The 21757-nt window shown below is 32.0% G+C and carries 18 protein-coding genes; 2 read left to right on the forward strand and 16 right to left on the reverse strand.

Annotated features, from left to right (window positions below):
- Nucleotides 1–2 precede the first annotated feature (2 nt).
- From N4A35_02870 to N4A35_02895, 6 genes are all read right to left on the reverse strand, one after another.
- Entirely contained in the window at nucleotides 3–773 is a 771-nt protein-coding gene (locus tag N4A35_02870) for a hypothetical protein (GenBank protein ID MCT4580334.1), read from the reverse strand.
- A gap of 511 nt (nucleotides 774–1284) precedes the next feature.
- The gene (locus N4A35_02875; GenBank protein ID MCT4580335.1) at nucleotides 1285–3597 is read right to left on the reverse strand and encodes a hypothetical protein; all 2313 of its coding nucleotides are present in this window, start codon (nucleotides 3595–3597) and stop codon (nucleotides 1285–1287) included.
- A 5-nt stretch (nucleotides 3598–3602) separates the two neighbouring features.
- The gene (locus N4A35_02880; GenBank protein ID MCT4580336.1) at nucleotides 3603–3869 is read right to left on the reverse strand and encodes an ATP-binding protein; all 267 of its coding nucleotides are present in this window, start codon (nucleotides 3867–3869) and stop codon (nucleotides 3603–3605) included.
- 709 nt (nucleotides 3870–4578) lie between these two features.
- Complete coding sequence (locus tag N4A35_02885; GenBank protein ID MCT4580337.1) at nucleotides 4579–5364, reverse strand: SDR family NAD(P)-dependent oxidoreductase; 786 nt, start codon at nucleotides 5362–5364, stop codon at nucleotides 4579–4581.
- A gap of 110 nt (nucleotides 5365–5474) precedes the next feature.
- Nucleotides 5475–6437 carry a 2OG-Fe(II) oxygenase gene (locus N4A35_02890; protein MCT4580338.1) on the reverse strand — a complete coding sequence of 321 codons (963 nt, stop codon included), beginning with the start codon at nucleotides 6435–6437 and terminating at the stop codon, nucleotides 5475–5477.
- A gap of 9 nt (nucleotides 6438–6446) precedes the next feature.
- Nucleotides 6447–7295, reverse strand: a complete 849-nt coding sequence (locus N4A35_02895; GenBank protein MCT4580339.1) for a DUF4437 domain-containing protein — start codon at nucleotides 7293–7295, stop codon at nucleotides 6447–6449.
- Nucleotides 7296–7446: 151 nt separating this feature from the next.
- Between N4A35_02895 and N4A35_02900 the strand changes: the two genes are divergently transcribed.
- A complete protein-coding gene (locus N4A35_02900) occupies nucleotides 7447–8328 on the forward strand; it encodes an AraC family transcriptional regulator (protein ID MCT4580340.1) in 882 nt (293 codons plus the stop codon).
- A 1-nt stretch (nucleotide 8329) separates the two neighbouring features.
- Here the strand turns inward: N4A35_02900 and N4A35_02905 are convergent, their stop codons facing one another.
- From N4A35_02905 to priA, 9 genes are all read right to left on the reverse strand, one after another.
- The gene (locus N4A35_02905) at nucleotides 8330–8767 is read right to left on the reverse strand and encodes an FKBP-type peptidyl-prolyl cis-trans isomerase (GenBank protein ID MCT4580341.1); all 438 of its coding nucleotides are present in this window, start codon (nucleotides 8765–8767) and stop codon (nucleotides 8330–8332) included.
- 11 nt (nucleotides 8768–8778) lie between these two features.
- A complete protein-coding gene (locus N4A35_02910; protein MCT4580342.1) occupies nucleotides 8779–10002 on the reverse strand; it encodes an alpha/beta hydrolase in 1224 nt (407 codons plus the stop codon).
- A gap of 4 nt (nucleotides 10003–10006) precedes the next feature.
- Nucleotides 10007–10978: a deoxyhypusine synthase family protein gene (locus tag N4A35_02915; protein MCT4580343.1), complete on the reverse strand. Its 972-nt coding sequence runs from the start codon at nucleotides 10976–10978 to the stop codon at nucleotides 10007–10009.
- A gap of 6 nt (nucleotides 10979–10984) precedes the next feature.
- Nucleotides 10985–12562, reverse strand: coding sequence for a DUF4836 family protein (locus N4A35_02920; GenBank protein MCT4580344.1), 1578 nt, complete (start codon nucleotides 12560–12562; stop codon nucleotides 10985–10987).
- 159 nt (nucleotides 12563–12721) lie between these two features.
- Nucleotides 12722–13321 carry an alpha-ketoglutarate-dependent dioxygenase AlkB gene (locus tag N4A35_02925; GenBank protein ID MCT4580345.1) on the reverse strand — a complete coding sequence of 200 codons (600 nt, stop codon included), beginning with the start codon at nucleotides 13319–13321 and terminating at the stop codon, nucleotides 12722–12724.
- A complete protein-coding gene (locus N4A35_02930; GenBank protein MCT4580346.1) occupies nucleotides 13321–14166 on the reverse strand; it encodes a methylated-DNA--[protein]-cysteine S-methyltransferase in 846 nt (281 codons plus the stop codon). The genes N4A35_02925 and N4A35_02930 overlap by 1 nt, the downstream gene beginning before the upstream one ends.
- A 50-nt stretch (nucleotides 14167–14216) precedes the next feature.
- Nucleotides 14217–14897, reverse strand: coding sequence for a hypothetical protein (locus tag N4A35_02935; GenBank protein MCT4580347.1), 681 nt, complete (start codon nucleotides 14895–14897; stop codon nucleotides 14217–14219).
- Nucleotides 14898–15446 carry a GNAT family N-acetyltransferase gene (locus N4A35_02940; GenBank protein MCT4580348.1) on the reverse strand — a complete coding sequence of 183 codons (549 nt, stop codon included), beginning with the start codon at nucleotides 15444–15446 and terminating at the stop codon, nucleotides 14898–14900.
- A 5-nt stretch (nucleotides 15447–15451) separates the two neighbouring features.
- Complete coding sequence (gene priA, locus N4A35_02945; GenBank protein ID MCT4580349.1) at nucleotides 15452–17929, reverse strand: primosomal protein N'; 2478 nt, start codon at nucleotides 17927–17929, stop codon at nucleotides 15452–15454.
- A 170-nt stretch (nucleotides 17930–18099) separates the two neighbouring features.
- Between priA and N4A35_02950 the strand changes: the two genes are divergently transcribed.
- On the forward strand, nucleotides 18100–19947 hold the full coding sequence (locus N4A35_02950) for a tetratricopeptide repeat protein (GenBank protein ID MCT4580350.1): 1848 nt from the start codon (nucleotides 18100–18102) through the stop codon (nucleotides 19945–19947).
- Here the strand turns inward: N4A35_02950 and N4A35_02955 are convergent.
- A complete protein-coding gene (locus N4A35_02955) occupies nucleotides 19936–21720 on the reverse strand; it encodes a patatin-like phospholipase family protein (protein MCT4580351.1) in 1785 nt (594 codons plus the stop codon). The two genes, N4A35_02950 and N4A35_02955, sit on opposite strands and share 12 nt — an antisense overlap.
- Nucleotides 21721–21757 lie beyond the last annotated feature (37 nt).

Below are 21757 nucleotides of genomic sequence, written 5' to 3' on the forward strand. Positions count from 1 at the left end.
GATTATTTATTTGTTATCTTGACACAATAAGCCATAACAACACCTGTTCGTTCAAGCAAATCGTGAAAATCACATTCTAACTCAGATGGAATTTTATCCTGACTAATAGAAGTGATTTCTTTATCTAATACAGCAATATCAACATCTTTCCCAAATTCTATTGCCCATTTTTCAAAATATTTTTCAATCTTTTTTTTAGTATCACTCTTCCAATTATTAATCATTTCAGGGTTTTGAGTAATTGAAACCCCATTAGTTTGTTTTACAAACAGTTGGTAGCAACCATCAAGTGTGTTTTCATGATTCCCTTTAATATCTTTCTTTGTTACTAATTCACTAAGCCGTTCAAAATCTTTTTTAATACCACCCCAAGAAGTATTTATAGATTTTATCTCAATCGCATATTTAGTTTGCAGTTCAAAATTTTTAGTCTCTTCAAAAACAGTAATATCAACAAAGCCTTTACGGCTTACTTTCCCCTCTATTTTTTTATCAGGGATGTACATACTAAAAATATCATCCCCCTCAATTCTATTAGCTTCTATACAATTTGATTCTACTAATTTTGTGTTAGCCTCTAAAACAATTTTCAAGTTTGGAGAGCTATTTTTCTCAATCATTTCTTTTATGCTTCTTGCTACCTCAATCGTAATATGGTATTCTCTTAAATTTTTGAGTAAAACATTCCAATCAAAAGCAAAATACTGAGTTTGAGTATATGCTTTTTTTATACCTTCGAGCATATAGTCTTCTAGCCTTTTATTACTTTTCATTATTTGATTTTATTAATTTTAGTCCACTTTTTGGCCATAAATAGCATGCATATTTAGTAGTGAACTTTCTCTCAAAGATATCAAAAATAACAGTACAACTAGAGACGTAAGTGTTTAACATAAACTAATAGGTTTTAAGACTAATTCGTCTAACACAATTATAAGTTGGCTATTAGCTATCTTGAGGCTTTTTATAAATTGTGTGCCAGCAAAAAAAGAAAACAAGTATATGTGATGATTTGTTTATAATGTATTTTCAAGGTATCATGATAAGATGTTTGTAAAGGGGCCAAAGTTGTATTCGGATGATGTTGCTGTCTCTTTTTTTACAATAAAAAAACTCCTTTTTTGGGGCTTCAAAAACAAAAAGAAAGTATTTATTTTATCTTTATAGATGAAACACAACTTTTCAATGATAATTATTCCTTAATATACTATAATTAACTAATAAAATTAGATGCATAAAGTTTTTTTGTATTGTATTAGCCATGATAAAAGACTTACCAAAGAATTACTCTCTTTTAACAAGAAATTTTGATGGTATTGAATAGGTTAATTCTTTTAGCTCCTTTCCATTTTCAATGGGACAGAAAATCACAAATCTCTCATCTTCAAGTATTACTTCATCTTCTAATAAGATACCCACAGGATAATTATCATCCGTAATATTAGGAAATTCAACTCTTACCTTATCCCCTTTTTTCCATTTCGGATTTTCAGCTATTGTAAATTCTTGTTTGGTTGTTCTAGTATCAGTTTCACTCTTTGTTAAGCTATGCATATTAGCCACTCGAATTCCTTTTACAAGCTCTCTTTTCTTGTTAAACAGCGGATCAATTATAGGTACCATTTCACAAGAAAAAAACTCTCTCATATAACTATCGAATTCCAAATCACTTTTTATTATTTTCAATTCTAATGAATCGAGATCAAATTCAATATCAAGATTGTTCCAAGTCTCTACAATTGAAAGAAAGACTAGAGGATCTGAGATCATTGGTATTAAATTCCCTATGTTAAAAATTGACTCATCTTCACGATCTCTTACGATACAAATAGGAGCGTAAAAATTAATGTGTTCATGAATTTTTTCTAAAAGTTTACTATACCTTGCAACTTCAACTGTTTCTATTTCAATGATTGATTCCTCAGGAGATTTTAACTCTAGTAATTGGTTATAATTGCCATAAACAAAATTAGTTGACGTGTACCCAATTGGATTGTCATTTGACTTTGATTTCTTTATATTCTCTTCAAAATCATTTTTTATATCTATCGCATCTAATTTACTGAATCTGTGAATTCTTCCTCGATCCAGCATATGACGTGATGAACCATCAGATAAATTAAATTTCAAGCAATAACTATAATCTCTAAACTCCTTATTATCTCCATTCCAAAGAATCATTTTGTTCTTTTCATTAAGAGAGTTTGATTCTCTCAACTGATTCATCATACCTTGGCCCTTCATCATTAATCTCGCCCATTCTTTATAATCAAACTCCTTTAAATACTCACCTCTATTATCTTCAGGTGTTTTAGTTGTTCCCAATACTCTATCCAAAACGCGAACGCACTTTGGATGAACAGCGCCTAAAGCTGGTCTTGTATCTAAATCATCTATTTCAACTATAATACTATTGTTTGGATTCAAGGCCTTATCACAATGCAAACATTTTAAAAGGTCGTGATTTTGTTCTTGAAGATTGATTAGATATTTTCTGTGAAGTTCTGCGGCTACAGTTTCTTCTGCAGTTTCAATTCCATTAGCAGGAATAATTGTTATTTTCTCCTTGGTTAATTTTTCCTCGTTCTCTTTTATGTAGCGCTCAATCCCTGAAAATGTTGCTGCTCTGCTTAAGATAGTCCATGTCTCATCCGTTCCGTGTAATAGAATTTTATTTCCTTTAAATTTGTGTTTAATCTTTCCGTCATCTGTAAATCTATACAGTTCCATTATTAGATAGTTTGTGTCCAGTTCTTGAAGTTCGACAAGTAAAATTTCTTTGGCAACAGGGAAATTCCCCTCCTGAATTACCTCGGTTTTAAATAGTTCTTCTAATTCTGCATTATTATTTGGTATCGTTTCTTTCTCCTGATTTTTATAACGACTTAGAATTTCATCTAACCCCTTTTTATTAATTGATTGCCTATTTCTTGCATATTCAAGAGAGTTTGCAATCATCATTTTCCAAATTAGATTTGCATCAACTAACTGTTGGCTTTTTAACAAAATAATTGCTACTCTTTCATCTGCTCTACCCTGTTCTATATCAATGATGCTTATGTAAATTTTCTTAGTGAAATTAATAAAGTCTGCATCACTGGAAGGTTTACCATTAATTTCACTAAATATGGTCTTGAACATACTTTTATATTTTGTAAAAGTATCTTTCTCTGATTTATTCAGAGGGTTTATTATGAAATTCGTATCATTAAGTCTAACAGATTCAATTATTTTTAATAATTCTTGTGAAATAACTCTAGAGCTTTGAGGAGAAGTCGCAAGAACATAATATGAATTTTTACCTCCATCCAATGAGAATTGAACCAGAAATTGTTTAATTGTTTTGAATAAATCGGAATTTTTCCCTATTTGAAAAGACAAAGACCGTTTTATTTGTAAGAAAATTGTCTTTGTTTTACATAGAATTTTTAAATCATCAATAGGGTCATCCGTTTCAAAATGTACACTTTCTATTAGGAGCTCATCATTTATTCCGAAAATTTGTGATAAATCAAAATCTGTAAATTGAGCTATTAAAGCTAATGAAGCAATTCTTTGTTGGTAATTAATCCCTGAATTTGTAGCTGATCCTCCCATAATTATTAAGTGTTTTTCAATTCCAAATCTTTACCATTAGAATCTTCTACTGCAACATTAATTTCACCTCCAGCTAAATTTGGATGTAAAACATTCTTGAGCTTAGAGTTTTTTTCTGAATTTTTATAAATTGCAGACATTAAAAAATATAGAATTGTTGTTTTACCAGTACCTCTACCTCCCATTATACAGTTCAACTTATTTGAAAAATCTATTTTGATATCTTCAAAGAAATTAGCATTCTGAATTTCTATATACATTATATATTTCACTTATAATCTTATTTATCCCAAAGATATTTTTTTTAACATTTTACAGTTCAGAAAAATCTACATGATATTTCTTGTTATTCCATTCCGCACAGATTATGCTTCCCTTCTAAGTCGTTGCATAAAAAGCATTCAATTATCTTTAGTAAAATAAGTTTTGGTTAATAAAACTTTTAAAAGAAAAATCAGCAAATAAAACTATTGATTTTAGCAAAGCAAAATAACAACAGACACATCAAAAATACACAATATTTAAACTCTAATCACTTACTCAGTATTTAACATAAATAAATAAGACTAAAGACTGAATCGCTGTTTTTTCTCTTAATTCTATTAGGTAATAAATTATGTTTTTCTAAAAAAGGATTAGGTAACCTATTATCTAGTGTAATTATTAAATAAAATAACTTATTAACTTTATACATCATAATCAATAAAAACAAAGGATTCTTGCTAAGTTTTGAAACTAAGTTCATTCCATTTTAATTTATTAAAAAAGTAGGGTTCCATTTTTTAATAAATTTTACTTTTGTTGAATTATGGCTTTTTTAATTATATTGAATCCATTAAATAAAATAACTACCACAAAAAGAAAACTTTATTGTAAAGATTCTAAGATAACTAATCAAAAAGCTAAAAGAATTATTTAACCGCTAAGAAAAAAAATACGACCAAATATTCATCGTTGATATTTGGTCGTAATTTAAGACCACTATAATTTCAAAATTTTAGCAGTAACAGCTATAAGCTCTTGAATTTTAAAATTATCATAAGCATCTGTATGTGCTTTACCAAAAACTCCCTGATCATTGTCAAAGTAAACTCCTGACTGATTTTGATGTTTAGGGTTAATTGCTAAATCAACTAAAATGTCAGCTCCTTTATCAGCTGGTGACCAATGATGTCCATAAGCTTCCTTAACCATATTGGTGTTTAATAAGGATCCTGGATTGACAGCAATAAATTGAATAGCTGGGTATTTTTTAGCCATAGCAAATGTCCACATGGTTAAAGCCAATTTACTTTGTGCATAAGCCTCATTAGTTGATAAACTTTCATGTCCTTTTAATGCTGCTAACGACACTGAAACTTGTGCTGCCGAACTTAAATTAATAACACGTGTCGATTTAGTTTTTTGTAATAATTCTATCAAACTATTCGTTAACAAGACTGGCGATAAATAGTTTACAGTCAGTCGAATATCAACAGTTCTATCTATATTGCTTTTAAACACTCCTGCATTATTAATTAACACATCTAATTGTGGGATTTCATTGATTGACTTTGCAAATTCTTTTACAGTTTCTAAATCAGACAAATCAGCTACAAAACCATTAATTTTATCATTATTAGACTGTGTCTTAATTTCTTGAATAACAGTTTCTAATTTATCCTTATTTCTTCCATGTAAGTAAATCTGATGTCCTTCTTTGGCTAGTTTTAAGGCGGCCAACTTCCCTATTCCATCCGTACTTCCTGTGATTAATATGCTTTTCATCTGTTAATATTTCTTTTAATTTTACTAGTTTACATTTACACCTTTTAAAAGGTGTTGAATAGTTTTCAATCAGGTGCTAATTATTGCAATTTATTCTATTTTACCCCAATTTAAAACGGTGCAGAAGTATCTTTTGGACTTTCAGGTAAACTCCAACGTTGTTGAGCAGTAATGTTTTCTGGTTTAATTACCTCTAATAAATTATTACCTAAGTTTCCATAGCTACTATCACCTCCTCGTGGAATTTGCATGTGATCTCCATAAAGCCACATAACCAAATTGCTACGTTGACCACTGGTAATTGGATGTGTTGCGTGAGGCACATTCCCCCTGTGAATGAAAGCCCTACCCGATTCAAATTTAGTTTGTATTGTTTGGTCTGTGTTTTTATCGTAAAAATCAACCTGTGAACCAGTAAACTCTTCATCTGGTAAATTGATGTTGATATTTAAGGTAGCAGCCGAGGCATCTGTATGCGCATGTAAATCTTTGTCTTTATCAGGATTATACTGAATTGAAAACCCAAAGGTTTGATTATCGTAACCATAAGTACCTAATAATAAACGAGCAATTGGACGCATATAACGGTCTATAATATTGTTATAAAACGTTTGAAAACCAGGATCTGCTAGATATCCTTCAGAACGTGGGTCTAGTAACATACCATAACGATTTAATTGTATTCCATAAGGAGCACGTGTAGGAATTTCTGATTTTACAAGTTCTTCTAAATAATTGCGAAATACTCCTAAACGTTCAGGATCAAAAAACTGAACTGCATAAACTCCAGGGATAATTTCTTCCCATAAATCTGCAACGGCATTTTCTTTTTCAGGGTTTTCCCATGCCTCATTAATCGCTTTCTGTAACTGTGAGTCAAGAAGTGTTTCATCTGGAATTAACAAATTGTCTTTGTTTTCTATTTCCCATTCTTTCCATGCCTCTTCGAGTAATTTTCTATTGCTATTCCAAAACTGTGAGACAGATGCTTCACGTCTTAGTGAAGCTTCACGCGATGGTAATATAAGCTCACGAGTTTTTGCGAGAGCATTATTCTTGGTTATTGTTTTCATGATTTAATTTTAATTTGAGAAGACTTTATAATTACCATTCGTTCTGATGTAAATTAAACTTTCAGCACTTGAATTAATTATATGACTAGCTATTCCTTTAGAAGTAAAACTTGAACCTGGTTTTAATTGGTATTGAATGGAATCATTTGGTATCTGATACTGTAATTCTTCAGTTATTACAACTCCCCTAAAAATACTACCCTCACTATAAATTGTTCCATTATATCCTTTAGGAAGCTTTAATAATGTACCATAAAGACTATCTTTTGTATGTGTTTCCCATAAATATGAAATCTTAGCAGCACCTTTAAGGTTTGAAAGATTTTGTTCTGATAACCAAACTAGATTGGTGATATCGACATTTATAGGCTTTTCACTTGATTCGAAAGCTTCACTTACAGGCTTAACTAAATACGGGCTATTTTCTATTTCGATATAAGCTATGTTTTCTTCTCCTTTTGCAGCTGTGATGTGTTGCTGTCCTTTTGGCTGTGTCCAATAAGAGCCCTTTGGCATCCACATTGCTTGAGCCGACGAATCATCATTATGAACAAGACCTTTTATTACAATTCCTCGATAACTCACATTATGAATATGGGGAGGCGATGAAAAACCATCAATGAATTTTACTAAAAACCCTGTAGGTTCAGCCCCTTTCCTATTTCCCCATATTGTTCCAGCTAATGGACTTTTTTTTCCTCTGGCTGGATTTAACATTTCCCAACGAATATCTTTTGCTAATTTAACTTCATTAGTTACAGGTTGAGTTTCTAAAACTTTTTGCTGGTTACTTTTTTCTTCATTTGAACAAGAAGATAGTATCATTAAAGCAAAGCAAGAGATTATAATTTTATTCATTATTCTAATATTTAATACTACAAAGTTAGCTGTAATAGACTTGTATGAATTGTACATCTACGGGATAATGATGTATAAAAAAAGGTTTTGAAGTGATCTTTTAACTTAATATTCTATTTTTGACGGAAATAAAACCCTAAAGTGATATAAAATGCAAGTTTTAGAGACAAAAAAACCTTTTGAAATACAAGAAATCAAACTCAATGAATGGAAACAGAGACCTGCTAAAAATAATTTTTTTGAACTGGTATTAATAAAGGAAGGCGAAGGAACGCAATGTATTAATTACAATCATTATGAATATCAGAAAGGCAGTATCTTTTTATTACCTCCTTTAAATTGTCATTCTTTCAATATTGGATCGCCTACTTCATTTGTATTTCTAAAGTTTACAGCAGATTTTTTTAAGAATACTTCTCAAACCTTTGAAACTGATGAATGGTTTAGAGAGGCTTCATATATTCTTTCGAATTATAATCAATTACCTGGAGATATCATTAAAAGTGATTTGGATAAAAGTTATATTGAACGTTTGATCATAATGATTTTGGAAGAGGCTAAAAATTATGAGCCGAATTCGATAACATTAATAAAAAGTTTGATGTCTAGCATTTTAGAAATACTTATCCGAAATATAAAAAAAGGGGCGTTATATGAAGTCCCACAGCAAGCGACTGATAGTAAAATCAACCAAATGTTATTGTATATCAATGATCATATAAACAACAATGATTCTTTGAAAATTGAAAGTATAGCTGAAACGTTTTTAATGTCTCCCACTTATGTTAGTGAGTATTTTAAAAAACAAGTAAAGATTTCACTTCGAGAATATATTATTAAAGCTAAACTTAAACTCGTTGAAATTCGTTTAATCAATTCTGATTACACACTTAGCGAAATTGCTGATGAATTGAACTTTACTGACGTCAGTCATTTGTCCAAAACATTTAAAAAGTATACAGGAGTCTCCCTATCTGAGTTTCGAAAGAAAGGAGAATATATGCTTTTAAAAAGAGGAAGTTGTGCTCTATAGCTCATTCTATCAAATGCACATCAAAAATCAAAACTGAATTAGCAGGAACTCCTGGTTGAGCGTTTCTTCCATAACCTAAAGCTGATGGAATTAATAGCATTCCTTTTCCTCCAGGTTTAAAATAAGGAATTCCTTCTTGCCAACCTTCTATTACTGAAGTCAGAGAGAAAGTAATACCAGTGGTATCTGACTCATCAAAAACTGAATCATCAGAAAAATAGCCTTTATAAGCAACGGTCACTGTTGAGTTATTAGTAGGGTGCGCTCCTACTCCAACTTCGTCAATAATATAATAAAGTCCAGATTCAGTTTTTGTAGCATTTAACCCATACTTGGCGATATAACTCGTAATAATATCATCATCTATTTGGGCTTGTTTCTTTTTCTTATTACAAGAAAGTAATCCAACTAACAGAAGTAAATAGATTATTGGTTTCATTGGAATTTAATTTAATGATTAATGACAATTGGAACAGCTGTTTCAGGAGATTTAAAAATATAAACTCCATTCTTATAGTTCGAAACATCTAGTGAAATAATGTTATGATAGGTCTGAACCAAAATTCCATAAATACTATACACCTGAACTGTTTTCAAAGTTTTGGAAAAGTGTAAAATTGATTTTACTGGATTGGGATAAACTGTAAAATCATTCTTTTGTTCAATAATCGAAACCGCTCCTTGGCAATATACTGCTCTTAAGTTTTGTGTAGCACTACAAGGAAACTGATATTTACTTTCAGGATATACAACCATTGGGGAATCAGATTGTTCTATGGCTTTTAGACCTCCTGGCATTGTAATTTGATTGCTACTGCCATTACCTAGAGCAACAGTTTTTCCCGCAGAACTTCCATTAAAGGTATAATCTGCTAAAGCATCAATAAAACGATAATATGCATAATAATCGTAGGCATCAAAAGCATTGGATGTATTAGGAACAATATGATCTGCAAGGTAACTGTATCCATTTATTGTATCACCTTTTAAGGTTAAAAAGTCTTTTTCTGCTATAGGAATGTTTATTGAAGAAAAGATATCGATGGCCATTCGATGGTCATTGGTTTCATCATCGTCAAAAACTTCAATCAATAACTTTGTATCTGATGGGAAATTTTGTAATTCTGTTTGACTAATATTAAAGGAATACCATTGGGCTAAAGCATAGATAAACCGACCATTTTGTCCCCAATTATCTTCAGTGAAACATTGGTATGCATTTCCAAAAGAGGCTCCACCTCCAAATGAATGCCCCATAAAACCAACTTGTGTAGTATCAATAATATTGGAATAATCTCTAGCTGCTTTTCGAAAGCCTTCTAAAAGGTTAGTATAACGTTCCGAAACAGTTGAGCCAACAGTTTTATAGGGAACATAAACTATTGCATACCCTTTTTTGGCAACAAACTCCAACATTCCTGCAATTGCACTTGAATTATTTCCACCATATGCATGGCTATAGAAAATTGTCGGTACTTGGGAAGTCACATCAGTTGGATAGTGAATTTCAATATTCTTTGTTAAAAAGTTGGGGTTAGCAAATGAAATCGTCCCAACAGTATGCGTCCCATCAGCACCATAACCAGTAGTTGGTTTTGATATATTTGGGTCACTGTACTGACTAAAAAGCCAATCAACGGTTACCATACAAAGCAGCAACAATTTAATCTTCATCCAACTACATTTCTAATAAATAAGCAAAAATCAAAGGAGCCACGATTGTTGCATCTGATTCAATAATAAACTTAGGGGTATCTAGATCCAATTTGCCCCAAGTTATCTTTTCATTGGGAACTGCTCCTGAATAACTTCCATAACTTGTTGTAGAATCTGAAATTTGACAAAAATAACTCCAAAAAGGAGTATCCGTTAATTCCATGTCTTGATAAAGCATAGGTACAACACAAATTGGAAAATCTCCTGCTATCCCTCCTCCTATTTGAAAAAAGCCTGTTCCAGTTTTTGAATTTTGAGTATACCAATCTGCTAAATAAGCCATATACTCTACTCCAGATTTCATTGTACTGGGTTTCAACTTCCCTTTCATGACATAAGAGGTAAATATATTGCCTAAAGTAGAATCTTCCCACCCAGGAACTACAATTGGAAGTTTTTTTTCAGCAGCTGCATACATCCAAGAATCTTTCAATGGAATTTCATAATATTCTTCCAATACACCTGACAATAGTAATTGGTATAAAAATTCGTGAGGGAAATAGCGTTCCCCTTTAGCTTCAGCTTCTTTCCAAATCTTATAAATATGCTGTTGTAGCCTCCTAAAAGCTTCTTCTTCTGGAATACAAGTATCTGTTACACGATTTAACCCTTTCTCTAATAAATCCCATTCATCTTGTGGAGTTAAATCTCTATAATTAGGAACTCTTTTATAGTGTGAATGCGCCACTAAATTCATCACATCTTCCTCTAAATTAGCTCCAGTACAGGAAATAAAATGAACTTTATCCTGACGAATCATTTCGGCAAATATTTTACCCAGTTCTGCTGTGCTCATTGCTCCTGCTAAAGACACTAGCATTTTATTACCCTTTTCTAATTGTTCCTGATAACCTTTAGCCGCATCAACCAATGCTGCAGCATTGAAATGTAAAAAATACTTTTCTATAAAGTTTGAAATTGGTTTTTCTACCATAATAGACTAGTCTAGTTTTTCTAACTTATCAAAATTTTCATCTAATGTTTGAATAATCACTTTTAAGCTGTTTTGCTCTTTATCTCGTATTTTTAAACTAAGATTGGTTTTGTTTTTATTTGATAATTTATAATCAATTGACTCTGACAATTGTAATAATACTTTCATCAATTCATTTTCAGCAGTTGTTTGCTCTCGTTCAATTGATTCCCTGATTCCCTTTGATAATTTAGTTTCATCAAGCAACAGATTAATGTATAACCCATTATCGTCAATAGCTGAAGCTATCGGACTATCAGCAAGATTATTACTCACACTTTCGCCAGCTTTAAATGCTTTGATAACTGCTTCTTTGTTACTCAATAAACATACTGAAGAATTAAAAGCCAAATAAGCATTTTCCTTAGCTCCAGTTTTGATTTGATAATAGCCAGATTTTTCTTCAAAAGCTTCTGCTGGTATGATTGACATTAGTTCTTCTAAAAGCTCCTTATCTTTTATATCAAAAACTAACGCCACCGATGGTTTGATATCGTACGAAGCATTTGAGCCTTCAATATTAGATACAACAAACGCAATACTTCCTTCCATATTTTCAAGGAACTCTTGTGGTGTTACTTTACTCATATTCCCCATCGAAACCATTCTGTTGTCTTTAATTCTTTCAAATAATTCAGAGGGATTAATCGACAAAGCAATTAAACCTAAATTATCCTCAGAAAAGTGCGCTAAAATTGCTGTATTAAAATTGTCAGCTAAAACCTTGTTTTCATCTATTAACTCTTCAATAGATTGATTCCCTTTAAATGAAGCATCTAAATCTACTTGTCCTTCATCAAACGTTAAATAGAAAGAAAGATAGTTATCTGAAGCTATAATTTGATATTCTTCTTCAAACTCTTTAAACTCTATTTCGTCTTTAAATAAATTTGAAGATACCCACAAGCTTATATCTTTTTTTTCCTTGTAAAAACTTTTAAACCCATCCTCTTTAATCAATTGATTTTCTGGAGTTAAACCAAATAAATATTCCATTTTAGCTTGAAGACTCTTTTCATCTCCACGATAACTTTCCTCAGCTAGAATTAACAGTTTTTCTTTATCCCATGCAAAAGCAGTTCGTTTATCTGTCAAAGTATATTTATAGTTACCAGCATCTTTAATTTCATAGGCAGCACCTGATACCTCTAAAAATTCATTCATAAAATCAGTTAAAGCCTCTTCTTGAATAACGCTAAGTGCCATCCCAAAATAACGTTCTTCGTTTTCGTCCTCATCCAAATAAAAAGAAAACCAATCTTTTTCATAGTTTAATCCAATTGAAAGTGGCTTTTCAAAAATTCGATCAATCAGTTTAATTTCTTCCTTTTTTAAATCTTTTCGATGACTTCTGACTTTTTGAACTGTTTCCAATTGATTAGCATTAAACAAGTCGCCTTTATTAATGAGTTCAGGAATATTATAAACAGTAACTAAATTAGCTTCTTTCGGAAGTACGGAAATATTCTCTGGAGCTTTAGTACAAGAGGTAATCAAGAGTATAGACAAGCTAATAAATAGTGTTAAATTAATCAGTCTTTTCATTTTATTTTTAGGTTTTATTTTCAAGTTTACAAAGCAAAACTAATTGCTATTTATTCGATACAAACCTACTATTATTTTAGAAATAATAGTTTAGACATCATACGGAATTACTAACAATACAATTAACTTATTAGAGAACAAAATTGGATTCATTTTTTATTACAGCACAATTGTTCTAAAAGTCAAATTGATTCTTGGAGACTTTACATGTGTTGTAGGTGGTAAACGGTGCAACCAATAGGTTTGAGTAACACCTTTCATGACTAATAAACTACCATGTTCTAAGAGTAGCTTCACTTTTTCGTTGGTTTTCTTATGTTTAAAACTAAAATAGCGTTGAGCTCCAAAAGTTAAGGATGCTATTGTTGTATTTTTACCTAATGCTTTTTCATCATCACTATGCCATGCCATTCCTTCATTTCCAGTTGGGTAAAGATTGAGTAAACAAGAATTAAATTGACAATTTAATTTTTGCTCAACAATCGTCTTTAAATCAAGTAATTCCTTAGTCCATGGCAACCCATATTTAGTCGTTCCAGAATAGCGATAAGCAAACGCTTTGTCTCCATACCAAGCTACTTTTCTGGCTGTAACAATATGTTTGTTAAATAATATAGCTTCATCATTTTTCCATGGAATATTTGAGCGTAAATATTGATAATAACGTTGAGCTTGTTCAACAGAAACTATTCTACCGTAATAGTTGACAGTCCCATTATAGGGCAAAAGGTTGGTATTTTCATCAGAAAACAAATCCATTATTCGTGTTTTTTTGATAATTCCCAGGCTAATAAAGCTTGTTTCCTTGTTAGCCCCCACATATACCCTCCTAACTTCCCTGAAGTTTGAATTACTCTGTGGCAGGGAATCAACAAAGCAACAGGGTTTTTCCCAATTGCAGTTCCAATAGCTCTTGAAGCTTTAGGACGTTCTATTTCGTTAGCAATGTTTTGATAGGTAGACAATTCTCCTTGCGGTATTTTTAATAGAGATTCCCAAACCTTTAATTGAAAATCAGAACCTTTTAAATGTAATTTAAGCGCTGTTATTTCTGACCATTCTTGAGTATAAATCGCTCTAGCCTTACGATGAAATACTGTTTCTTGCTCTAGCAATTGAGCTTTTGAAAAATGTTGCTTTAGCAATGCTATTCCTTCTAATTTTGTAGCGATAAAATGCATAAAACAAACACCTTTATGTGTAGAAGCTATCAACATTAATCCAAATTGGGACTCAAAAAAACTATAATCAATTTTCAAGTTTTGACCATCATTTTTATATTCTGCAGGAGTCATTCCCTCTATTTTGATAAACAAATCATGCAATCGACTAGTGCTCGAAAAACCCGATTCAAAGCTAGTGTCAAATAAGGTTAAAGCCTCCTCTTTTAAAAGATATTTAGCATAGTTTAGAGTGACATATCTTAAAAATTGTTTAGGACTAACGCCTACCCACTCTTTAAACAACCGTTGAAAATGATAGGGACTTAAATTAACATAAGCTGCTAGCTCTTCTAAAGAAGGTTGTTGCTGATGGTTTTGATTTATATAAGCTATGACCTTAGCTATTCTCTTGTAGTTGATATCTTGCTGTTCTGCATTCATTGTTTCAAATCTAAGGTATAATTACCTTTGAAAAAATCCGTTTCTTGCTTTTATTTTTTAACTGCTCTATGCAATTTTATTATATCCGTTATATGAGTATAAACAACCACAGGAACAATTAAAGCAGGCAATAATACATACGGAGGATATTCCAATGCTTTATTCGGTTGATCAAAGGCAAATTGTTGAAATGGTAATTCAGCCGATAAAATACCATTGATTAAAATAAACAGCACTAAACCTAAACCAATCCAATTCCAAATCAATAATATTTTATTAGCTATTTTCTGTTTAGCATACAACCAACTCATCAATGGAGCTGTTAAACCAGCTATAATATCAAAATTTCGTCCTTCGAATGTCATCAGTTCGGGGATCATTTGATATTGAAATAAATAGAACAAACAAATTTCAACAGGGACTCTAACAACATGAGACAACGTACTGATTTTAAGGTTTCTGCCCTGTATTATTGCTTCTTTTTGTTTAGGCAACAAACCATAAACAATGGCAAGCGTTGATGGAACCAATACAAATGTGAAATGTGGAGGAAAATCATCTGTATCGTGATAAAACCCAGTAAATGCGATGAGCAATTGTAATAAACTACCAATAATCAAAAGTAACACTGCTTTTTTAGCATTTTTATTTGCTAAATGAAAGAATACAATTGTTATAATTGCTGTACATAAAAACAATGCATTGATAGTATATGGTAGCCCTTCTATCATTTATTTAATATTTTGAAAAGCTTGTTGGGTTAACTGCCAACGTTTTACTTTTTGTCTAAAATTAATTGAGCCTGGAATTGTACTATATTCTTCGATTAATGAAAAACCTAATTTTTCTAACGTTTTATTTGGCGCAGGATTATAAGCATAGGGTTCACAAATCAATTCTTGTAAGTTAAACTTTTGAAAATAGTTAGCTATTGATAATTTTAATAATTCAAGCCCAATTCCTTTTTGTCTATTGGCTTTTTCCCAAATGTGTAAATGCATTTTAGCAGTTTTCCCAAAGTTTATCTCATTAATGTTCGAATGGCCAATTGGTTTACCATCCAGCAACCAAATCAATGCGTAGGACTCCTTAACTTTAATGGGGAGACTTATTTGTTCAGTTAAGTATTTAGTCAACTTTTCTTCTGTAGGTACCTTTTCTAAGTCAACTCCCATAGCAATTAAGTGTTCAGGAGAAGATCTTAACCAATATTGAATGATCAGTGGAATTTCTTTTTCAGTTAATTCTTGTATCCTTATTGAATTATTCTTAACGCTCATTTTCTTTATACTGGATCTACATCAATTTTAACACGTACAGCTTTATAAGCGGAGTTCACTTGCCTTAAATCGGCTATTTTTTCCAAGATATAATCTTTCACTTGTTTAGTAGAAGCTTGGCGTTCATACTTTACTGTAACAACTTTATTGTAGACATTTTTAATTCTCGGTATTGCTCCATATTCAGGGCCTAAAACTCGATTCCCCAATTTCCCTCTTAAAGACTTAGCAAAAACATTACTTGCATCATCGACAACTTGTTTATCACGATGTCTTACCGTTAGGCGAATAATTCGATAATATGGAGGGTATTGAAAGTTCGAACGCTCATACAATTCTTGTGTATACATGCCTTCATAATCATTTTGCATCACTCTTTGGATAATCCAATGATCCGGGTTATGTGTTTGAATAATTACTTTCCCTCTCTTCTTGTTTCTTCCTGCTCTACCACTTACCTGAGCCATCAATTGATAAGCTCTTTCAAAAGCTCTATAATCTGGATAAAACAACATGTCATCAGCATTCAAAACACCTACTAAAGAAACATTATCAAAATCTAACCCTTTGGTGACCATCTGCGTCCCTACCAATATATTGATTTTACGTTGCTCAAAGTCACTAATGATATTTTGATAAGCATGTTTTGAACGTGTTGTATCTAAGTCCATACGTTGAATGACAACTTTAGGCCCTAAATGAACAGCCAACTCCTCCTCTATTTTTTCGGTCCCAAAACCTACCATTTTGATATCAGAACTACCGCACGCACCACATTTATTGGGCGGTCTCAATGTATAGCCACAATAATGACAACTCAATAGTTGAGTATACTTATGGTAAGTTAAACTTACATCGCACTGTGTACACATAGGAATCCAACCACAATCTTCACACATCCATTTGGGAGCATATCCTCTTCTATTCTGGAATAAAATAATTTGTTCCCCTCGTTTTAGTACTTCTTTCATCTCTTCCATTAAAAAGGCTGAAAAAATACCATACATTTCTTTTTTACGCTTAGCCTTTGCTATATCAGCACATTGAATTTCGGGTAATTGCACTCCTCCAAAGCGCTTTTTCATTTCTACTAAGCCAAAATTTCCTTCCCTGGCATTCCACATGGTTTCAATTGCTGGAGTAGCAGAGCCTAATAACACGTCTGATTTAAATGCTCTAGCTAACATTACAGCAGTATCTCTAGCGTTATACCTTGGTGCAGGGTCATGTTGCTTAAATGATGATTCATGTTCTTCATCAACAATGATTAGTCCTAGATTTTTAAAAGGTAAAAACACCGCTGAACGAGCGCCTAGAATCACATCATATTGGTGCAATTTATCGTTAAGAACTGCATTCCAAATCTCAACGCGTTCATGTGGAGAAAACTTTGAGTGATAAACTCCTATTCGATCCCCAAAATACTTTTTTAATCGGGTTATAATTTGGGTCGTTAAGGCTATTTCTGGCAATAAATACAATACTGTTTGTCCTTTAGCAATATATTTATTCATCAATTCTACGTATACTTCCGTTTTACCACTTCCTGTTACTCCATGTAACAAACAAACCGGTTTTTCTAAAAAGCTTGCTTCTATTTCACTTAATGCTCGATGTTGATCTTCGGTTAATTGCTTAACTTCTATTCGATCACCTTCATACTTTTTTAATCGACCTACTTCAACCTCATATTCTTGAAGAATTTGTTTATCGTATAAACTTTTAATAATCGCAGAGGACACTCCTGACTCTTGCAGTAAATCAGCTTTCTTTACTTCATTTTTCACCCCAAAATGATTACTCACTTGAAGATATTTTAATAACAGTTCTTGTTGTTTTACTGCTCGTTTTAGCCCGTCGAAGATTTCTTGTAATTGTTCTTCAACTTGAATTGAATGATGTAAGGTTACATACTTTTCTTTTTTCGGTTTGTATACAGCTTTGATTTCCTCTTCAACAACGATTACCCCTTTATCTATTAAACGCTTAACAATTGGATAAACTGTTTTTCTATCAATTATTTGTGCTATCTCAGCAAGATCTAAAGTCCCTCTAATTGACAAGGCATCTTGAATGATATACTCATTATCTGTAAGTTGAACTGCTTCGCTTTCTTGATAATTATCATTGAGTAAGACTTTTGTTTCACTAGCTAATTTAAAACTACTTGGTAATGCGGCAGTCATTACCTCACCAATATTACACATATAATAATTAGCTATCCATTCCCACAATTTTAATTGAATTTCAGTAACAATAGGAATATCATCTAAAATATAGTCCAGCAGTTTGGTGGTATAAGGAGGGATATTTTCATGCACCTTTCTTATTATTGCTGTATGCAATTTATTACGCCCAAAAGGAACAATAATACGTACACCAGGTTGAACAAACTCATTTAGTTCATAAGGAACTCTGTATGTGTATAGATTGGGAACTGATAAGGGCACAATCGCATCAACAAACAAGGTTTTTCTCTCCATTCTATTTAATTCTCTAAAAACGAGTACAAGGTACAATGAAGGTTGGTCAACTCGAAATTAATTGTAACTTTTTTCTCGTTTCCGTCAAAAAAAGAGACAAAAAATAAATTGTTAACATTTTTAACACAATAAGCTTTCAAATTTCATTGCTAACCACTAGTTTTACTCGCATGCCAACGGATCAAATAGAACAACTACTTTCAGAGATTAGGGAAAGCCCTGAAAATATCAACACGATATTGGCCATTGCTATTGATCTTTTTTTACAAGTTAAACAAGATGAAATCGCTGAATTAATCTTAAAAGCTGTTCCTGTTTTTGAAGAAATAGAACACACTAATGACCTCAGTTATTACATTTCTATTTTTGAAGCATTAGATTTAATCCATTCAGGTAATTATTTTTTAGCTTTAGATAAATTAAATGGTACACTTGTTAGTACAGCAAAAGATGAGAATATAGTTGCAGAAGCTGTTGTATATTGTTTAAACGGTATTTGTTATAGAAGTATTGGAGAGCATGCTTTTTCTTTATTTTATCACCTCAGATCCAATGAACTGATTGAATATAACACTGCTTTTATAAAAGTAAGGCTAATAAACATTTATCAGATTGGTGAGCTACACACCGAAGAGGGCGATTATGAAGCAGCGATAGAGTTTTTGATGAACACGATCAAAACAGCTAAAAAGACAACAGATACAGACCCTATAAAATTTAGAACATACAGTGGTTTGACCAATGTTTTTATTAAGAAAAATAAACTAAGAGAAGCCGAACAATGCCTTTCTCATCAACGTTTATTTATGGGAAAAAACTTAGTCAATCAATCACGATATTATTCCGACAAAGCCCTTTTCCTTCAAGCCTCTTCCGCTTACCAAGAAGCTATTTCTTTTGAGTTAAAGAGTTTAAACATACGAGAAAAGCTGGAGAAACATGATGCTAAAGTAAGTTGTTATATTTCTCTAGGAAAAAGTTATTTTAAAATAAAAGCTTATGACAAAGCCATTGAATACGCCGAAAAAGGTTTGGAGTTAAGCATTCTCAATAATACCAAAAACAAAGTGCTACTTTGTCATCAATTGATGGCCTCTATTTATAAAGCAATTGATAAGAAAGATATTGCTTTTTACCATTTAGAAGAATACGTTACATTAGCCGACCGAATCAAACAAGAAGAAAGAAGACTCAACAACGAAATCAAACAACGCATACTCTCTACTCAAAAAATCATGTTTGAAGAGTCATTAAAAGAATTATCTTCAAGTATAAGATATGCAGAACGAATTCAGAGGGCCATGTTGCAACCAACAGAGAACCTTAAATCTGTATTACCAGAATCTCTTATCTTTTTTAAACCTCATAGCGTCGTAAGTGGTGATTTTTATTGGTTTGGAAATGTAGATGGAAAAACAGTCATTGCCGTTGGTGATTGTACTGGGCATGGTGTACCTGCTGGTATGCTGACAATGAAAGGGCACGGGATTCTGACAGGGATTGTCTCAGATAGTAAAATAACTCAACCAGATGAAATTTTAAATGTATTAGCGGAGAAGTTTTACCAGGATTTAGACTATGAAAACTCTAAGGTTGAAGATGGTATGGATATTAGTATTTGTACAATTGATCAGGAAAATCAGAGCATTTTATTTGCTGGAGCTAGAAGTCCATTATTAATTATTGACAATCACCAAGCAACTAAAATACATGGAGACAGAATTAGTATTGGAGGAGCTTTAAAACAAGAAAAGTTTACCTGCCATAAAATAACCATTTCTAAAACAGCGAATTATTTTATGTATACAGATGGTTACACGGATCAATTTGGTGGAGAGAAAAACAAAAAGTTTAAAAACCCAAATTTTGTTCGTTTACTTCTTGAAACTTATGGACATGGTGCAAACTATCACCTCAATAAGATAGAAGAAACATTTATGAATTGGAGAGGTTTAAATCAAAGAAAATTAACTCCTCAAACTGATGATGTTTTAATTATTGGCTTTTCAATCCAGTAACTCTCGATCTTCTAAATCTTTAATAATCATTTGATTTAGCATCTTATATATTTTCTTTACATAAAGAATCTTAATAATCTTACGCATTAATTTCTTATTTTTAGAAGTATTTTTTTCTTCTTTTAAAGACAGGTTGAGATGGTCAATTACAGCTCTTATCCTTGTCTTAATTTCCTTTTCATAAGGTTTTAATAAAGTAGAAGATACTTTAGGCCTTTTTATTTTTGAAAAGTAGGTGTCGTCATCCTCCAAGATCGCTATATCTGGAACAATAGGCAGTACAGGAATCTTAATCGTTGTCCCTGCTTTACTGATTTTATGATAACGTAAAAATTTTTCTTTTGCTTGAGGAAATTGGTTCCAAATCGAACGAATATTATCATAATTAATGCCTACTTCATCTGATTTATTGACGGGAAAAAAGTATTTATACCTTAAAAAGTTTCTGGCATTTTCTCTTCCTAATTGATAATCGTGTTCTCTAAATTTTCTAGAAAGTATCCCACCAAAAGCTTTTAAGCTTGATGTTGCTAAAACTTTAGCATCTGGAATAGGTTTACCATTTTTGACACGTTGTGTAGGAAAAATCTCTCCAATAACAAAATCACCTATATTCTGATTGGTGATTTCATCTCTTTTTGTCTTGTTCCCTCCCCATAAAGTAGTGATGATATCTTGTGCAAAGGGCAGCATTTTCCACCTTGGAGCATAATGATCTTTTTGGGTATCATAACGATTAGGATAAGGGTCTATTTGAATCAACCCAAAAGTGTTGTCATGTATTGCTGTTCTTTTTGACCTCAATTCTGCTATAATTTGACCTATTGGAGCATTATTCATCGCTCCTCCATCAACGGTCAATGACTCAAACTGATCATTAACATGTTTAAAGACATTTTCCCAATCGGTTAAATCTTCAGCTAAAACAGCTTTTTCTCCTATTTTAATATTTTGATAACGACTAAGGATACTTTTTTTTACTGAGGCTAACACCAAATCCTTTGAGAATAATTCATTACTAAACATTCTTGGACTTAATCCAATAGGGAAAGCTCCAGTCGCTTGGGTTGCAACTTTTATTTTTTCAACACTTTCTTCAAGGAAGGGGTTAAACCAAATGTAAGCTGAAGTTTTATTTTGTTTGGAATGTGAATGATTTTTATTAATGTTGAAGAATGAGAAAAAGCTGTGTTCATAGGTTACATAATCTAATGATTCAACATCATCTTCTTCTGTCTTATCTTCACTTTTAACTCTTCTGTAACTCGTATATTCTGACCCCAAATCTAAACTCAACGGAACACCATTGAGTAAAGCATGAGATAATATTACGCTGAAATCCTTTGATAGATATGGTGGTAATCCCATTACTGACTCTTGAAAATTTCCAGACAATTCAAAAGCCCTTTTTGTAATGTTATCAATGAATTGACTATTCAATAAAGACGGTACTCTTTTTAACTTAGTAATATCAGTACTATCTAACGCCTTACTCAAGGTCTTTTGGTTATTATCATCATCCAGGTTAACCCATGCATCATACAACAATTCTTGCTTACCAAATAATTGTAGCAAAAGCATGATAGACGACATCCCTCCTGCTGAAGTCCCTCCTACGGTAGAAAGTTCAATATAAGGATTAGGAATATTTTCGTTATCTTTTTGAACCTCCCATTGATTCAATACTTCTATAATATAATCGATTGCTCCTGCTGTATATGCACCAGACGTAACTGCTCCTGGCATACATACTCCTAATTGAAACTTTTTCATTTGTTGGTCGTCTAAATTTAATGTCCTAAAGTTAATT

The sequence above is a fragment of the Flavobacteriales bacterium genome, assembly GCA_025210295.1.
GTDB lineage: Bacteria > Bacteroidota > Bacteroidia > Flavobacteriales_D > Parvicellaceae > S010-51.

What these genes read in the sequence shown, in the direction of transcription:
- N4A35_02925 (MCT4580345.1), bottom strand. Translation starts at nt 13,321, where the DNA reads ATGGATTTGTTTTCTGATGAAAATACCAACCTTTTGCCCTATAATGGG.
- N4A35_02890 (MCT4580338.1), bottom strand. Translation starts at nt 6,437, where the DNA reads ATGAAAACAATAACCAAGAATAATGCTCTCGCAAAAACTCGTGAGCTT.
- N4A35_02955 (MCT4580351.1), bottom strand. Translation starts at nt 21,720, where the DNA reads ATGAAAAAGTTTCAATTAGGAGTATGTATGCCAGGAGCAGTTACGTCT.
- N4A35_02920 (MCT4580344.1), bottom strand. Translation starts at nt 12,562, where the DNA reads ATGAAAAGACTGATTAATTTAACACTATTTATTAGCTTGTCTATACTC.
- N4A35_02895 (MCT4580339.1), bottom strand. Translation starts at nt 7,295, where the DNA reads ATGAATAAAATTATAATCTCTTGCTTTGCTTTAATGATACTATCTTCT.
- N4A35_02900 (MCT4580340.1), top strand. Translation starts at nt 7,447, where the DNA reads ATGCAAGTTTTAGAGACAAAAAAACCTTTTGAAATACAAGAAATCAAA.
- N4A35_02875 (MCT4580335.1), bottom strand. Translation starts at nt 3,597, where the DNA reads ATGGGAGGATCAGCTACAAATTCAGGGATTAATTACCAACAAAGAATT.
- priA (MCT4580349.1), bottom strand. Translation starts at nt 17,929, where the DNA reads ATGGAGAGAAAAACCTTGTTTGTTGATGCGATTGTGCCCTTATCAGTT.
- N4A35_02930 (MCT4580346.1), bottom strand. Translation starts at nt 14,166, where the DNA reads ATGAATGCAGAACAGCAAGATATCAACTACAAGAGAATAGCTAAGGTC.
- N4A35_02885 (MCT4580337.1), bottom strand. Translation starts at nt 5,364, where the DNA reads ATGAAAAGCATATTAATCACAGGAAGTACGGATGGAATAGGGAAGTTG.
- N4A35_02915 (MCT4580343.1), bottom strand. Translation starts at nt 10,978, where the DNA reads ATGGTAGAAAAACCAATTTCAAACTTTATAGAAAAGTATTTTTTACAT.
- N4A35_02870 (MCT4580334.1), bottom strand. Translation starts at nt 773, where the DNA reads ATGAAAAGTAATAAAAGGCTAGAAGACTATATGCTCGAAGGTATAAAA.
- N4A35_02950 (MCT4580350.1), top strand. Translation starts at nt 18,100, where the DNA reads ATGCCAACGGATCAAATAGAACAACTACTTTCAGAGATTAGGGAAAGC.
- N4A35_02910 (MCT4580342.1), bottom strand. Translation starts at nt 10,002, where the DNA reads ATGAAGATTAAATTGTTGCTGCTTTGTATGGTAACCGTTGATTGGCTT.
- N4A35_02940 (MCT4580348.1), bottom strand. Translation starts at nt 15,446, where the DNA reads ATGAGCGTTAAGAATAATTCAATAAGGATACAAGAATTAACTGAAAAA.
- N4A35_02935 (MCT4580347.1), bottom strand. Translation starts at nt 14,897, where the DNA reads ATGATAGAAGGGCTACCATATACTATCAATGCATTGTTTTTATGTACA.
- N4A35_02905 (MCT4580341.1), bottom strand. Translation starts at nt 8,767, where the DNA reads ATGAAACCAATAATCTATTTACTTCTGTTAGTTGGATTACTTTCTTGT.